General features: G+C 60.9%; 15 protein-coding genes. 9 read left to right on the top strand and 6 right to left on the bottom strand.

The window, feature by feature from the left end; all coding sequences use genetic code 11:
• Positions 1 to 3 precede the first annotated feature (3 nt).
• From mmsB to C4J89_RS26990, 3 genes are all read left to right on the top strand, one after another.
• Positions 4 to 891 (top strand): 3-hydroxyisobutyrate dehydrogenase, encoded by an 888-nt coding sequence (gene mmsB, locus C4J89_RS22250; protein ID WP_124364398.1) that lies wholly within the window; start codon positions 4 to 6, stop codon positions 889 to 891.
• A 318-nt stretch (positions 892 to 1,209) separates the two neighbouring features.
• Entirely contained in the window at positions 1,210 to 1,731 is a 522-nt protein-coding gene (locus C4J89_RS22245; RefSeq protein ID WP_164484566.1) for a GNAT family N-acetyltransferase, read from the top strand.
• 39 nt (positions 1,732 to 1,770) lie between these two features.
• Complete coding sequence (locus tag C4J89_RS26990) at positions 1,771 to 1,944, top strand: hypothetical protein (protein ID WP_164484565.1); 174 nt, start codon at positions 1,771 to 1,773, stop codon at positions 1,942 to 1,944.
• Between the two features lie 62 nt (positions 1,945 to 2,006).
• Here the strand turns inward: C4J89_RS26990 and C4J89_RS22240 are convergent, their stop codons facing one another.
• A complete protein-coding gene (locus C4J89_RS22240; protein ID WP_124364396.1) occupies positions 2,007 to 2,351 on the bottom strand; it encodes a cupin domain-containing protein in 345 nt (114 codons plus the stop codon).
• 363 nt (positions 2,352 to 2,714) lie between these two features.
• On the opposite strand from C4J89_RS22240, the gene kynB reads away from it, so the two are divergent.
• Together kynB and kynA are read left to right on the top strand one after the other, a co-directional pair.
• Positions 2,715 to 3,365 carry an arylformamidase gene (gene kynB / locus C4J89_RS22235; RefSeq protein WP_124415594.1) on the top strand — a complete coding sequence of 217 codons (651 nt, stop codon included), beginning with the start codon at positions 2,715 to 2,717 and terminating at the stop codon, positions 3,363 to 3,365.
• Positions 3,362 to 4,234 carry a tryptophan 2,3-dioxygenase gene (gene kynA, locus C4J89_RS22230; protein WP_124405275.1) on the top strand — a complete coding sequence of 291 codons (873 nt, stop codon included), beginning with the start codon at positions 3,362 to 3,364 and terminating at the stop codon, positions 4,232 to 4,234. The genes kynB and kynA overlap by 4 nt, the downstream gene beginning before the upstream one ends.
• A gap of 123 nt (positions 4,235 to 4,357) precedes the next feature.
• Here the strand turns inward: kynA and C4J89_RS22225 are convergent, their stop codons facing one another.
• From C4J89_RS22225 to antA, 4 genes are all read right to left on the bottom strand, one after another.
• The gene (locus C4J89_RS22225; RefSeq protein WP_124415593.1) at positions 4,358 to 5,758 is read right to left on the bottom strand and encodes an amino acid permease; all 1,401 of its coding nucleotides are present in this window, start codon (positions 5,756 to 5,758) and stop codon (positions 4,358 to 4,360) included.
• Between the two features lie 71 nt (positions 5,759 to 5,829).
• Complete coding sequence (gene antC / locus C4J89_RS22220) at positions 5,830 to 6,837, bottom strand: anthranilate 1,2-dioxygenase electron transfer component AntC (protein WP_124415592.1); 1,008 nt, start codon at positions 6,835 to 6,837, stop codon at positions 5,830 to 5,832.
• 145 nt (positions 6,838 to 6,982) lie between these two features.
• A complete protein-coding gene (gene antB, locus C4J89_RS22215; protein WP_124405272.1) occupies positions 6,983 to 7,474 on the bottom strand; it encodes an anthranilate 1,2-dioxygenase small subunit in 492 nt (163 codons plus the stop codon).
• Positions 7,474 to 8,865: an anthranilate 1,2-dioxygenase large subunit gene (gene antA, locus C4J89_RS22210; protein WP_124415591.1), complete on the bottom strand. Its 1,392-nt coding sequence runs from the start codon at positions 8,863 to 8,865 to the stop codon at positions 7,474 to 7,476. Before antA ends, antB begins: the two co-directional genes overlap by 1 nt.
• Before the next feature lie 311 nt (positions 8,866 to 9,176).
• Between antA and C4J89_RS22205 the strand changes: the two genes are divergently transcribed.
• Entirely contained in the window at positions 9,177 to 10,169 is a 993-nt protein-coding gene (locus tag C4J89_RS22205; RefSeq protein WP_124364389.1) for a helix-turn-helix domain-containing protein, read from the top strand.
• 132 nt (positions 10,170 to 10,301) lie between these two features.
• On the opposite strand, the gene C4J89_RS22200 is transcribed toward C4J89_RS22205, so the two are convergent.
• Positions 10,302 to 11,177, bottom strand: coding sequence for a LysR family transcriptional regulator (locus C4J89_RS22200; RefSeq protein ID WP_124415590.1), 876 nt, complete (start codon positions 11,175 to 11,177; stop codon positions 10,302 to 10,304).
• Positions 11,178 to 11,291: 114 nt separating this feature from the next.
• Here C4J89_RS22200 and C4J89_RS22195 point away from each other — a divergent pair, with 114 nt between their 5' ends.
• The 3 genes from C4J89_RS22195 to catA are packed head-to-tail and all read left to right on the top strand — an operon-like array spanning position 11,292 to position 13,693.
• Entirely contained in the window at positions 11,292 to 12,419 is a 1,128-nt protein-coding gene (locus tag C4J89_RS22195; protein ID WP_124415589.1) for a muconate cycloisomerase family protein, read from the top strand.
• 12 nt (positions 12,420 to 12,431) lie between these two features.
• Positions 12,432 to 12,722: a muconolactone Delta-isomerase gene (catC, locus tag C4J89_RS22190; protein ID WP_124371837.1), complete on the top strand. Its 291-nt coding sequence runs from the start codon at positions 12,432 to 12,434 to the stop codon at positions 12,720 to 12,722.
• A 41-nt stretch (positions 12,723 to 12,763) separates the two neighbouring features.
• Positions 12,764 to 13,693 carry a catechol 1,2-dioxygenase gene (gene catA, locus C4J89_RS22185; protein WP_124410755.1) on the top strand — a complete coding sequence of 310 codons (930 nt, stop codon included), beginning with the start codon at positions 12,764 to 12,766 and terminating at the stop codon, positions 13,691 to 13,693.
• Positions 13,694 to 13,707 lie beyond the last annotated feature (14 nt).

Genomic DNA, 13,707 nt, shown 5'->3' with positions numbered 1-13,707 from the left:
ACCATGAAGATTGCATTTATCGGCCTGGGCAACATGGGCGCACCCATGGCCCGCAACCTGATCAAGGCCGGGCACGCGCTGAACCTGTTCGACCTGAACCAGACCGTGCTCAAGGAGCTGGCCGAATTGGGCGGCCGCATCAGCGACTCACCGCGTGACGCGGCCCAGGGCGCTGAACTGGTGATCACCATGCTGCCGGCCGCCGCGCATGTACGCAGCGTGTGGCTGAATGAAGACGGTGTGCTCGCCGGTATCGGCGAAGGCATTCCCGCAGTGGACTGCAGCACCATCGACCCGCAAACCGCCCGCGATGTGGCTGCTGCCGCCGCCAGGCAAGGTGTGGTGATGGCCGACGCCCCGGTCTCCGGCGGCACCGGCGGGGCGCAAGCCGGCACGTTGACCTTCATGGTCGGCGCCACCCCCGACCTGTTCGCCACCCTGCAACCGGTGCTGGCGCAAATGGGCCGCAACATCGTGCACTGCGGCGAAGTCGGCACCGGGCAAATCGCCAAGATCTGCAACAACCTGCTGCTGGGCATCAGCATGATCGGTGTCAGTGAAGCCATGGCTCTGGGCGACGCGCTCGGCATCGATACCCAGGTGCTGGCCGGCATCATCAACAGCTCCACCGGGCGCTGCTGGAGTTCGGACACCTACAACCCGTGGCCGGGCGTGATTGAAACGGCGCCGTCGTCGCGCGGCTATACCGGCGGTTTTGGCGCCGACCTGATGCTCAAGGACCTGGGCCTGGCCACTGAAGCAGCGCGGCAGGCCAAGCAACCCGTGATCCTGGGAGCCGTGGCCCAGCAGTTGTACCAATCGATGAGCCAGCGTGGGGAAGGGGGCAAGGACTTCTCGGCGATTATCAACAGCTATCGCAAACCGCAATAGAGCGTTCTCCGGGGGCCTGCTATGCGTGGGCTCCCGGTTTTTTCGGCTCAGCGAGCCTTCTGGTTTTCCTGCCAGCATCCCACCACGTAAGCATCAGGATTGATGCCTTTCCTTGCATGAATTCATCGCCGTCTATCGAAGTCAGCCGTCATGGAGTGGCTCCGTTGTGCGTGGCGAATCGGCTGAAAAATCTTGAATTCATCATTGGCCCAAGGCTACCCCCGTCCTTGCTACCGTTTGCGCCCATTCGCTGCAAGCGCGGCTTTCTGATGTTTCCACAGCACGGGTAAGACTTTAATCGTTATGGCACGTCGATACTTGCGTTCCCTCAAGTACCTGATCTTCCAATCTCAATCGAGAAAGAAGGCGCTGGCGTCATTCGTCGATCAGTGGACTGCCTTGGACTACCAATGGCTAGACGCAACAAAAGTCCGTTTCGACGTGATTGATAACCGTGCCCTTGAGGCGTGTCATCGCTGGGGAGGTGACGCGCAATTTCCATGGGAGGATGTTGCTGCCTGGAAGACGCTGGATGCCAAAGGTTTTGATTTGTCGATTTGGCATGATGAACAACTATGCGGCCTTTGTTATGCGACGCCTCGTGACAGTAAAGTCACGATTAAGATCGTGCTCCTCGAGGGCTGCTCGGATAGTAAACATCCCTTGAAAGGCTTGATAGCCGCACTTGCCTTGGGCGCTATCGATGCATACGCACGTGCCATCGGGTGCTCTCGCATCGAAATTCAAGAGCCGCGACCTGATGCCGTGCCCACTTATGAGCGACTCGGCTTCAATTATGATGAACAGCGGCGCCTTGTGATTTCAGTGGAGGCCACCTAGTATGAGGCGCATCTACAAGGCTTACGGAGGCTTGAACTTATGAAAACAGCTACCCGCAAAGCAAGAGCACAGTTGGTCGAGATATTTTGTGCCGAGGCTAATAAAAAACTTGGTGAGTCGGCATCTGCCAATCAAAAAAGATTTTTCAGCGTAGCTATTCAGCACGGCAGGGACATGGAGCCAGCAGGTCCCTTAGCTGGTCAAGTTCGCTGATTCGCACAAAAGAAAACCGCCTTTAAGGGCGGTTTTTTCGTTATGAACCCAGTTTTCGTGGCTCAAGCAAACACAAAGTACTTACGCACTGTCTCGACCACCTCCCACGTGCCCTTCATTCCCGGCTCCACCACAAAGATATCCCCAGCCCGCAGATGAATCGGCGCCATGCCTTCAGGCGTGATCACGCAGTAGCCTTCCTGGAAATGGCAGTACTCCCACTTCACGTATTCCACATACCACTTGCCCGGCGTGCAGATCCAGGTGCCCATGATCTTGCTGCCGTCTTCACTGGTGTAGGCGTTGAGGTTGACGGTGTGCGGGTCGCCTTCGAGTTTTTCCCATTTGCAGGCATCCAGGACCGGCAGGGGATGGGTGTCGCGCAGAACAGTGATCGGCTGGGGCATGATGACTCCGAGGCAAGGAAACAGAAGTTGAACCCTATAGCGCCGAGCTGTTTGCCAGTGGTCTGAACTCGACATCGGGATGCCCAGAACCGCAGCACAAGGCGATCCAGCAGGCACACTGCAGCCAACTGTGGGAGGGGGCTTGCTCCCGATAGCGGTGTGTCAGTCAGTGGTTTATTACCTGAACCACCGCTATCGGGAGCAAGCCCCCTCCCACATAGGTCATCTTGCGAATTTCCGAGCCTGAATTGACCGTTTCTTCGCAGTAAGTGCGAAAGATTTCCCGCTTTGCGCCAGAATTCGCAAGAAAATTCACAGCTGGCCCTCGTATCATTCACCCTAGTGACAGCCGAGAGCCTTGAAATGAACCCAATAAAAACGTGGTGGGATATCAGCCCGCCCTTGAGCGCGGCGACCCCGACCTGGCCGGGCGATACGCCGTTCCAGGAAGAGCGCGTGTGGCAGTTCGGTCCGGAGTGCCCGGTGAATGTGGGGCGCGTGACCTTCTCGCCGCACACCGGCGCCCATGTGGACGCGCCGCTGCATTACAGCGCCGACGGCGCGCCGATTGGCGAGGTGTCGCTGGATGTGTACATGGGCCCGTGCCGGGTATTGCACTGCCTGGGCAGTGGCGCTCTGGTGCAGCCCCATCAACTGCAAGGGCGTGTGGATAACCTGCCGGAACGGGTCCTGCTGCGCACTTATCCACAAGCGCCACTGACGCAATGGGATTCGAACTTCACCGCCATCGCCCCGCAAACCATCGAGCTGCTCGCCAGCCTTGGCGTGCGCCTGATCGGTATCGACACCCCGTCCCTGGACCCGCAACAGTCCAAGACCATGGATTCGCACAACGCCGTGGCGCGCCATGGCATGGCGATCCTTGAAGGCATCGTGCTCGATGACGTGCCGGAAGGCGACTATGAACTGATCGCGCTGCCGCTGCGCTTTGCCCACCTGGATGCCAGCCCGGTCCGCGCAATCCTGCGCCCGCTTTTGGAGCCCACGCGATGAGCCAATGTCCCTTTTCGCCAGAATATAAGCCTGCCGGCGACCAACCCCCGCAGGATTGGCACAACGCTGAGCTGAATTTTTCCGAGTCCATGAGCTACGGCGACTACCTGGACCTGGGCAAAGTCCTCAGCGCCCAACACCCGCTGTCGCCGGATCACAACGAAATGCTGTTCATCATCCAGCACCAGACCTCGGAGCTGTGGATGAAGCTGATGCTGCACGAACTCAAGGCGGCCCGCGAACACGTGCGCCTGGGCGAGTTGCCACCGGCATTCAAGATGCTGGCGCGGGTCTCGCGGATCTTCGACCAACTGGTGCACGCCTGGGCGGTGCTGGCGACTATGACTCCGTCGGAATACAAGGCGATCCGCCCGTTCCTCGGGCAGTCGTCGGGGTTCCAGTCGTTCCAGTACCGTGAGATCGAATTCATCCTCGGCAACAAAAGCCCGGCGCTGTTGCGGCCCCATGCCCATCGTCCGGAGTTGTTGCTGCAATTGCAGGTGGCGATCGCCACGCCGTCGCTGTATGACGAGGCGATCAACCTGATGCTCAAGGCGGGCCTGGCGATTGACCCCAAGCGCGCCGAACGCGACCCGACGGCCGCTACCGTGCACGATGACTCCGTGGAAGCCGCGTGGCGTGAGGTGTACCGCGACCCGAGTCGGTACTGGGATTTGTATCAATTGGCCGAGAAGTTTATCGACCTGGAGGATTCGTTCCGCCAGTGGCGCTTCCGGCACGTGACCACGGTGGAACGGATTATCGGCTTTCAGCCGGGCACTGGTGGCACCGAAGGTGTGGGGTATTTGCGCAAGATGCTCGATACGGTGCTGTTTCCCGAGTTGTGGCGAGTGCGCTCTACGCTCTAAACAAAAATCTTCATATGCAATGCAATCCAATGTGGGAGGGGGCTTGCCCCCGATAGCGGTGGGTCAGTAAACATATCAATGACTGACACACCGCCATCGGGGGCAAGCCCCCTCCCACATGGGTTACTGCGCTGTTACGAGTTTCGTGTTTCGGAGACGCAAGCGGTACGCAACGTAAATAATCGCTACCCACACCGGCATCGCATACACCGACTCACGTATCCCCGGAATGGCCAGCATCACGCTGATGATCATCAGCATGAACGCCAGGCACAGGTAATTGCTGAACGGGAACCAGAAGGTCTTGAACGACGGCGTCACGCCTTGCTCGCCCATGGCCTTGCGGAACTTGATGTGGGTGATGCTGATCAGCGCCCAGTTGATCATCAGCGAGGCAACCACCAGCGCGAACAGCAGTTCCAGGGCACTTTGCGGCGCGACGTAGTTGACCACCACGCACAGCAGGGTCACCGCCGCCGAAATTGCCAGCGCGCGCAACGGCACGCCTTGCTTGTTGAGCTTCATCAGCGCCTTGGGCGCGTCGCCTTGCTCGGCCAGGCCGAACAGCATGCGGCTGTTGCAGTACACGCCGCTGTTGTACACCGACAGCGCCGCGGTCAGCACCACGAAGTTGAGGATGTGCGCCGCGGTGTCGTTGCCGATCAGCGAGAAGATCTGCACGAACGGGCTGCCGCTGTAGGCATCGCCCGAGGCGCCGAGGGTTTGCAGCAGTTGGTCCCACGGGTACAGCGACAGCAACACGGTGAGGGCGCCGACGTAGAAAATCAGGATCCGATACACCACCTGGTTGATCGCCTTCGGGATCACCTTGCGTGGCTCGCTGGCCTCGGCGGCGGTGATGCCCACCAGCTCCAGGCCACCGAACGAGAACATGATGAACGCCATGGACATCAACAACCCCATGCCGCCGTTCGGGAAGAACCCGCCGTGGCTCCACAGGTTGCTGACCGACGCCTGCGGGCCGCCGGTTCCGCTGAACAGCAGGTAGCAGCCGAGCACGATCATGCCGACAATCGCCACCACCTTGATGATCGCGAACCAGAACTCGGCTTCGCCGAAGAACTTCACGTTCAGGGTGTTGATCAGGTTCACCGCGACGAAGAACACCAGCGCGCTGACCCAGGTCGGGATTTCCGGCCACCAGAACTGGATGTACTTGCCCACGGCCGTCAGTTCGGCCATGCCCACCAGCACGTAGAGCACCCAGTAGTTCCAGCCCGCCAGAAAGCCCGCGTAGCCGCCCCAGTATTTATGCGCAAAGTGGCTGAAGGAACCGGCCACCGGCTCTTCGACGATCATCTCGCCGAGCTGGCGCATGATCAGGAAGGCGATAAAACCGGCAATCGCGTAACCCAGGATCATCGACGGCCCCGCCGACTTGAGCACCCCGGCCGAGCCGAGGAACAACCCCGTACCGATCGCCCCTCCCAAGGCGATCAGTTGAATGTGCCGGTTTTTCAGGCCGCGCTTGAGGCCCACCGGGTTAACCATGTCATCCGCCATTAACGTTCCCTTCTACTTGTTTTTCTTAAGGGTGAGCGCAGGCCGCATCAGCCCCTCAGAAGTGCTGAGGGTCAGATATTACTCTGCGTAAACTTTTCGTAATACAGCTGAACGCCATCAAGTGCCTGATCCGCCAGCCATTGTTGGATCGATTCGACCATTGGCGGCGGGCCACACACATACATATCCGCCGATCTGTCCCGTAATTCGGCCAGGTCGAAATGTTCGGTGAGGTAGCCGCGCTTGCCGGTCCACTGCGCTGAGGCGTCGCTGAGCACTTCGGTGTAGCGAAAATTCGCGATCTTCGACGCATAGCCATTGATGCGCGCGGCTTCGCACAGGTCCTGCTCAGTGCGCACGCCATAGTAAAGGTGCACCGGTTGATCGCAGCCGCGGGCCACCAGCTCATCGAGCATGCCCAGCAACGCCGACAACCCGGTGCCGCCAGCTACCAGCACCAGCGGTTGAGTGACGTGCCGCAGGTAGAACGCCCCCAGCGGCGCTTCCATCAACACCTCATCGCCCACCTGGCACCGTTCGCGCACGTAGTTGCTCATCACCCCATCGGGCAACAGGCGCACCAGGAACTGCACTTGATCGCCCGGTAGGTTGGCGAAGGAATAGGAGCGCCAGCTGTCGGTACCGGGCACCGCCAGCCGCGCATATTGGCCCGGCAGAAAATCCAGCGCAGCGTCCACTTGCAGGCGCAGAATTGCCGTACCGGCCGACACCAACTGCACCTCGCTTACCGTGCCGCGCACGTGCACCGGCCCCAGCGCGTTGCACAGGCTCGAATCAAAATCGAAGTAGAAGGTGGCGTCGGACTGCACCCGCGTCTGGCAGCTGAGCATTTTGCGCTGTTGCAGGTCGAGGCTCGACAGTGCTTCCTCGTCGACATAGTCCTGGGTGTATTCGCCGGATTCGCAGCGGCCCTGACAGGTGCCGCACACGCCTTCGCGGCAGTCCAGCGGGATCTTGATGCCGTTGCGCAAGGCCGCGTCCAGCAGGAGTTCATGGGCGCCCACCGGGAAGAACAAGGTCTTGCCGTCGGCGAAACTGAAGGCCACTTTGTGATTCATTCGCGAAACTCCACGCGTGTATGGCTAGCACATGATCTGTGGCGAGGGAGCTTGCTCCCGCTGGAGTGCGCAGCGCTCCCAAGCTTTTTGGGGCCGCTGCGCAGCCCAGCGGGAGCAAGCTCCCTCGCCACAGGTGGGGTGTGCTTCAAAGGTGATAGAAATCCAGCACCGAGTTGATGGTGTCGTTCAGCAATAACGCATGCTTGCGGGTGATCAGCCAGCTGTCGCCGTGTGGCTTGAGGCGGTAAGTGGCCTGCCCGTAGAACTGCTCCGAAGTCGCCAGCCGGTAGAACAGCGTGTGCCAATTCAACTTCACGTCCAGCTCGCCGCCCGCCAACTCGGCAATGCGCACGTTGTTGATCAGGTGCAAGGTGCGCGGCATCGGCGTGGCCGAGGCTGCCTTGCCGGTTCGCAGGCGGAATACCCGGTCCTCCAGCCCTGAGCGGTTGGCGTAATAGATCAACGACATCTCGCGCTTGGGGTCCTGGGTGTAGACATGTTCGGAGTCCCATTGCGGCAGGTGGAATTCGCTCTGTGGGTCGAACAGCTGCACATAGGCATCCCAGTCCTGGGCGTCACACAGTGCGGATTTGCGGTAGAAGAATTGCTCGATCTGGTACTGCAACTGCGCATTCATCACTTCACCTCCCGCAGTTTCAGTGCTTGCTGGTCCAGACCGTTGAGCAGGAATTGCTGCCAGTTGCGGTGCTGGTTGACGTACAGGCCTTCGTGGGTGAATTCGGTGCCGGTCATGGCCGGCTGGATACCGATGGCTTCGCTGTTGGGTGTTGGCCCGGTCTGCCAGCGATGGCTGCCGCGCGAAATATCGCTCCAGCGCTCCAGGCGGCCCTGGAAACCGCGCTGGGCCTCGCGAAACTCCACCAGGTCATCCGGCGTGCCCATGCCCGAGACATTGAAAAAGTCCTCGAACTGGCGAATGCGGTTTTCGCGGTCGGCGTCGGACTCGTGCTTCACCCCCAGGCACTGGCTGATAATCTCGGTCTTGTTCCATGCCAGCGGGCGGATGATGCGCAGTTGGGAGCTGATCTGGTCGAGAAAGAACAGGCTCGGGTAGATATTCAGGTTGCGCAGGCGGTGCATCATCCATTCGGCTTTCTGCTGGCCGTGTTCGGCCACCAGGCGCGGCATGATGGTGGCGTAGCCGGAGCGCACGCTGGGGTTGGGCATGTCGCTGAACAACAGGCTGTGGCCGTTGTTGAAGGCGAACCAGCCGTCATCGGTATTGGCGTCGCCGGCGCCGAGCTTGCTGTAGTCCAGGGTGGTGCCGGCACTGGCGCCGTTTTCGCTGTTCACCTGCTGGCGATGCTGCACCGTGGCCACGTAGTTGTAGTGCACGGTGCTGACGTGATACCCGTCCAGGCCGTTTTCATTCTGCAGCTTCCAGTTGCCGTCGTAGGTGTAGGCGGACTTGCCCGGCAGCACCTCCAACTCACCCGTGGCAGACTGCGCCACCATCATGTCGAAGAACACTTTGGCATCGCCGAGGAAGTCTTCCAGGCTGTCAGTGCCGTTCACGTCGAGGCTGATAAACACAAAGCCCTTGTAGCTGTCGATGCGCGCCTTTTTCAGGCCGCGGGTGGCTTTGTCGAAACCTTCCGGGTATTCCCCCGGCGCCTTGACCTTCACCAAGCGGCCATCGCTTTTGTAGCACCAGGCATGGAACGGGCAGGTGAACGTGGACTGGTTGCCTTTGCCTACGCGGGTGAGGGTGGTGCCGCGATGCTGGCAGGCATTGATCAGCGCGTTAAGCCGGCCTTCGCCGTCGCGGGTGATGATCATCGGCTGGCGCCCGGCGCGCATTGTCACGAAATCGTGGTTATTGGCCAGTTCGCTTTCGTGGCAGGCGTAGATCCAGTTCTTCTCGAAGATCAGTTCCATTTCCAGGTCGAACAGTTCGGGCTCGGTGAACATGTCGCGGGCGATGCGGAACACTTCATCGGCCGGGCGAAAGTCCAGGCAACTTTCGATAAAGGTTTTCCACTGCTCGACGTTTCTTGCACCACTCATGGGAGGCACCTTTTTGATCGGGGCTAATCGGTGGTTCATTAGAGGCAGCGGTGCAGGGTGCGGGCTATCCGCTTAATCGGGGAAGATGGGCCGCAAAGTTGGGCGGCAAATACCCAACCCGGTGCGCAGCGGTGACGTGATGCGCTACTGTCATTGCGGGTAAGGGCCGAAAACAGCCGGGCGTTATCCACTTAGTCGACCTTTGCTATCCACCCAGTGAGCATCGCGCTGGCGTGGCGTGGAACTTGCTGTCGACCCCTGACGACGCGCCGCCAGAGCGCGCAAACGCCTGACCGCCGTGGGTGCACCTGATGAATAGCCAGACACGCGATATCCGTATTCAACGCTTCGACCTGGAGGGTGCCTGCAGCTGGATGTGCGGCATCTGCGGGCCCCATCGTTTGGCGACGGCCACGCCGGAACGCCTGCGTTTTCACCACAGCGCCAATGTGTTCAAGTCCCGCGCCACCACCCTGGGCGTGATCGAATACGGCACCGACGTGACCATCGACATCGAAGACGCCGAGCACTTCAGCAGCTACAGCCTGAGCCTGCCGTTGATCGGCGAACAGGAGCTGAGCAAGAACGGTGAGCGCCTGAGCTCCAACCGCGACCAGGGGGTGATCATTGCGCCCAACGAGCATCAGGTGCTGGCGATTTCCGGTGACTGCCGCAAGTTGCAGGTGGTGATCACGCGCGCGGCCATGAGCGAGTCGCTGGAAGGTTTGCTGCAACGGCCGATCGAGGCGCCGCTGCGCTTCGAACCGGTGATGGACGCGGTGGACGGCGCCCCGGCCTCGTGGTGGCGCATGGCGCGCTACTTCATTGCCGAGTTTGAGCACCGTAGCGAGTTGTACGAGCAAGCGGCGTTTACCCGGGACCTGGAAAGCTCGCTGATCAAGGGCTTGATCCTGGCCCAGCCGAACAACTACTCCGAAGAACTGCGCGACGTATTGGGCGTGAAGTTGCCGCACTACCTGATCCGGGCGCGCCAGTACCTGCACGACAATGCGCGAGAGGCGGTGCACCTGGAAGACCTGGAGGCAGTGGCCGGCGTGTCGCGCTTCAAGCTGTTCGATGCGTTTCGCAAATACTTCGCGCTGTCGCCCATGGCGTATTTGAAGAAGCACCGGCTGGTGGCGGTGCGTCAGGAAATCCTCGAGCAGGGTGCCACGCGTACCATCTCCGAAATCGCCCTGGGCTGGGGCTTTACCCACTTGGGACGGTTCTCGGCGGAGTACCGCAAACTGTTCGATGAGGCCCCTAGCCAAACCCTGCAACGCAAGCGCCTGCGCAGTCTCTAAAAAACCATGCGGATCAAAGGTGGGAGGGGGCTTGCCCCCGATTGCGGTGTATCAGTGACAGATGTACTGACTGACACTCCGCCATCGGGGGCAAGCCCCCTCCCACATTTGAATTGCAGCGTCTGGGATAATTCAGAGCAGCTCTTCAACCAGTTGCAGGCAATGACTGAGCCCCGGCGATTGATCATTCACCCGTCGGCTGAGAATGATCGGCGAGGTCGCGGTCGCTTCCACAATCGGCGTGTAGCCGATATCCGCCCGGTGCAGCACCTGCACCGACGCCGGTACCAGCGTCACACCCATGCCGGCGCCCACCAGGCCGATAGCGGTTTGCAGCTCGTTGGTCCACTGCGCGACGTTAAGGCTCAGGCCATGGGCGTCGAACAGCGCGATCACGTGGTCGGCGTAGCTGGGTCGCGGGTTGCCGGGGTACAGCACAAAGGGTTCGGCGGCCAATTGCGCAAGGCTCGCGGGCGCGCCGAGCAATGGGTGACCACTGGGCAACACCGCCACCAGTCGGTCTTGCACCAGTACACGCTGGACGATGGCCGGGTCGTCGATGCGGATCCGCCCGAAGCCCACATCGATGCGCCCGGCCTTGAGGGCTTCGACCTGCTGCACGGTGGTCATCTCCGACAAGCCCAATTCCAACGCCAGCGACTCATGGGTGCGCAGCCGCCGAATCAGTTCCGGCAGCACGCCGTACAAGGTCGACGGCGCAAAACCGATACCCAGCCAGGTCTTCTCGCCCAGGCCGATGCGCCGGGTGTTGTCGCACACCGTGCCCAATTGCTCGAGCAGCACATTGGCGTGCTCATAGAAAAACCGCCCGGCCTCGGTCAGCCGCAGCGGTCGACCGCGCTCGAGCAGCACCACGCCCAATTCGTCTTCCAATTGCTGGATCTGCCGACTCAACGGCGGCTGGGCGATGTGCAGGCGTTCGGCGGCACGGGTGAAGTTGAGGGTCTGCCCCAGCATCTGGAAATAGCGCAGGTGACGCAGTTCCATGTTGGCTCCTTTAATACCTTAAAGGTATTGAACCAGACCAATTCTATATTGGAACCCTTCAACCACGCAGCACAGAATCGGCGCAAACCTATAAAGAACCCAACGGGTATTGCCATGCCGATTTGCCCCATCGAGTCGATCGAAACGATCATCGTCGATCTGCCCACCATTCGCCCGCACACGCTGGCGATGCACACCATGCAAAACCAGACTTTGGTGATCATCCGCCTGCGTTGCGCCGATGGCATCGAGGGTATCGGTGAGTCCACCACCATCGGCGGCCTGAGCTATGGCAACGAGAGCCCCGAAAGCATCAAGGTCAACATCGACCAGCACGTCGCGCCGCTGCTGATCGGCCAGGACGCGAGCAATATCAACGCCGCCATGTTGCGCCTGGAGCGCAGCATTCGCGGCAACACCTTCGCCAAGTCGGGGATCGAAAGCGCGTTGCTCGATGCCCTCGGCAAGCGCCTGAACCTGCCGGTCAGCGCACTGCTCGGCGGGCGCGTGCGCGATGCCTTGCCGGTGGCCTGGACCCTGGCCAGCGGCAACACCGCCCAGGACATTGCCGAGGCCGAGAAGATGCTCGACCTGCGCCGCCATCGCGTCTTCAAATTGAAGATCGGTGCCGGTGCAATCGAGCGTGACCTGGCCCACGTACTCGCGATCAAGCGCGCGCTGGGTGAGCGCGCCAGTGTGCGCGTCGATGTCAACCAGGCCTGGGACGAGGCCGTGGCCCTGCGCGCCTGCCAGGTGCTGGGAGACAGCGGTATCGACCTGATCGAACAGCCGATCTCGCGCAACAACCGAGGCGGCATGGCGCGGCTGAACCTGTCGAGCCCGGCGCCGATCATGGCCGATGAATCCATTGAATGCGTCGAGGATGCCTTCAACCTGGCCCGCGAAGGCGCGGCCTCGGTGTTCGCCCTCAAGATCGCCAAGAACGGCGGCCCGCGTGCGGTATTGCGCACGGCGGCGATTGCCGAAGCGGCGGGCATCGGCCTCTACGGCGGCACCATGCTCGAAGGCGGCATCGGCACGCTGGCCTCGGCACACGCGTTCCTCACGCTGAACAAGCTGGCGTGGGGCACCGAACTGTTCGGCCCGTTGCTGCTCACCGAAGACATCCTCACCGAGCCGCTGCTGTATCGCGACTTCGAGCTGCATGTCTCCACCGTGCCGGGCCTGGGCCTGGCGATCGATGAAGAGCGCCTGGCGTTCTTCCGTCGGGATAAACACTAAGAGGCGCCTGCCATGTTGTTCCACGTAAAAATGACCGTGAACCTGCCGCTCGACATGCCCCCCGAGCGCGCCGCCAACCTCAAGGCCGAAGAAAAAGCCCTGGCCCAGCACCTGCAACAAGAGGGCAAATGGCGCCACCTGTGGCGCATCGCCGGGCACTACGCCAACTACAGCGTGTTCGATGTGGAGAGCGTGCAAGACCTGCATGACACGCTGATGCAACTGCCGTTGTTTCCCTATATGGCTATAGAAGTGAATGCGCTGTGTCGGCACCCGTCGTCGATCCATGACGACGACCGCTGAGCCTTTTTTGCACCCGATAATTACAAGATGAGGATTGCACCATGTCCATCCGACTGTCCCAGACGGCCCACGCCCAGCAGTTTCTCGAACAAGCCAGCGGCAATCTCAATGATGGCGGCAACCCGCGCACCAAGGCGCTGATCTACCGGATCCTGCGCGACACCGTGAACATCATCGAAGACCTGGAAGTGACCCCGCAAGAGTTCTGGAAGGCGGTCAATTACCTCAACGAACTGGGCAAACACCAGGAAGCCGGCTTGCTCGCCGCCGGGCTGGGCCTGGAGCATTACTTGGACCTGTTGATGGACGCCGCCGACATCGAAGCCGGCAAATCCGGTGGCACGCCACGCACCATCGAAGGCCCGCTGTACGTGGCCGGTGCGCCGTTGTCCAAATACGAAGCGCGCCTGGATGATGGCACGGACGATGCCGTACCGCTGTTCATGCGCGGGCAGGTGCGCGACACCGACGGCAAGCCGTTGGCGGGGGCAATTGTCGATGTGTGGCAGGCCAATACCGGCGGCACGTATTCGTGGTTCGACCCGACGCAATCGGAGTTCAACCTGCGCCGACGCATAGAGACCGACGCCCAGGGCAACTACCGTTTTCGCAGCATCGTGCCGTCCGGCTACGGCTGCCCGCCGACCGGGCCGACCCAGCAGCTCCTCGACCAATTGGGCCGTCACGGGCAGCGTCCGGCGCACATTCACTTCTTCATCTCGGCGCCGGGTCATCGGCACCTGACCACCCAGATCAACCTGTCGGATGACCCGTACCTGCATGATGACTTTGCCTACGCCACGCGCGATGAATTGATCGCCGAAATTCGCTTCAGTGACGACCCGCAACTGGCGCGGGAGTTTGGCGTGGAGGGTCGGTTTGCGCAGATTGATTTTGACTTTGAATTGCAGCCCGCCACTGCGCCGATGGAGCAACAGCGCATGCAGCGAGTCCGAGCCCTCGAAGACTGAACGCGGTCAAAAAA

The organism is Pseudomonas sp. R4-35-07, assembly GCF_003852235.1.
Taxonomy (GTDB): domain Bacteria; phylum Pseudomonadota; class Gammaproteobacteria; order Pseudomonadales; family Pseudomonadaceae; genus Aquipseudomonas.
Note: the sequence above shows the minus strand (reverse complement) of the source record. Positions and strands in the feature narration are given on the sequence as shown.

Bases quoted from the DNA above. Each gene is read 5' to 3' on its own strand.
- C4J89_RS22240 (WP_124364396.1), bottom strand. From the start codon at position 2,351: ATGCCCCAGCCGATCACTGTTCTGCGCGACACCCATCCCCTGCCGGTC.
- catC (WP_124371837.1), top strand. From the start codon at position 12,432: ATGTTGTTCCACGTAAAAATGACCGTGAACCTGCCGCTCGACATGCCC.
- C4J89_RS22200 (WP_124415590.1), bottom strand. From the start codon at position 11,177: ATGGAACTGCGTCACCTGCGCTATTTCCAGATGCTGGGGCAGACCCTC.
- kynA (WP_124405275.1), top strand. From the start codon at position 3,362: ATGAGCCAATGTCCCTTTTCGCCAGAATATAAGCCTGCCGGCGACCAA.
- C4J89_RS22225 (WP_124415593.1), bottom strand. From the start codon at position 5,758: ATGGCGGATGACATGGTTAACCCGGTGGGCCTCAAGCGCGGCCTGAAA.
- C4J89_RS26990 (WP_164484565.1), top strand. From the start codon at position 1,771: ATGAAAACAGCTACCCGCAAAGCAAGAGCACAGTTGGTCGAGATATTT.
- antA (WP_124415591.1), bottom strand. From the start codon at position 8,865: ATGAGTGGTGCAAGAAACGTCGAGCAGTGGAAAACCTTTATCGAAAGT.
- kynB (WP_124415594.1), top strand. From the start codon at position 2,715: ATGAACCCAATAAAAACGTGGTGGGATATCAGCCCGCCCTTGAGCGCG.
- mmsB (WP_124364398.1), top strand. From the start codon at position 4: ATGAAGATTGCATTTATCGGCCTGGGCAACATGGGCGCACCCATGGCC.
- catA (WP_124410755.1), top strand. From the start codon at position 12,764: ATGTCCATCCGACTGTCCCAGACGGCCCACGCCCAGCAGTTTCTCGAA.
- C4J89_RS22205 (WP_124364389.1), top strand. From the start codon at position 9,177: ATGAATAGCCAGACACGCGATATCCGTATTCAACGCTTCGACCTGGAG.
- C4J89_RS22195 (WP_124415589.1), top strand. From the start codon at position 11,292: ATGCCGATTTGCCCCATCGAGTCGATCGAAACGATCATCGTCGATCTG.
- antC (WP_124415592.1), bottom strand. From the start codon at position 6,837: ATGAATCACAAAGTGGCCTTCAGTTTCGCCGACGGCAAGACCTTGTTC.
- antB (WP_124405272.1), bottom strand. From the start codon at position 7,474: ATGAATGCGCAGTTGCAGTACCAGATCGAGCAATTCTTCTACCGCAAA.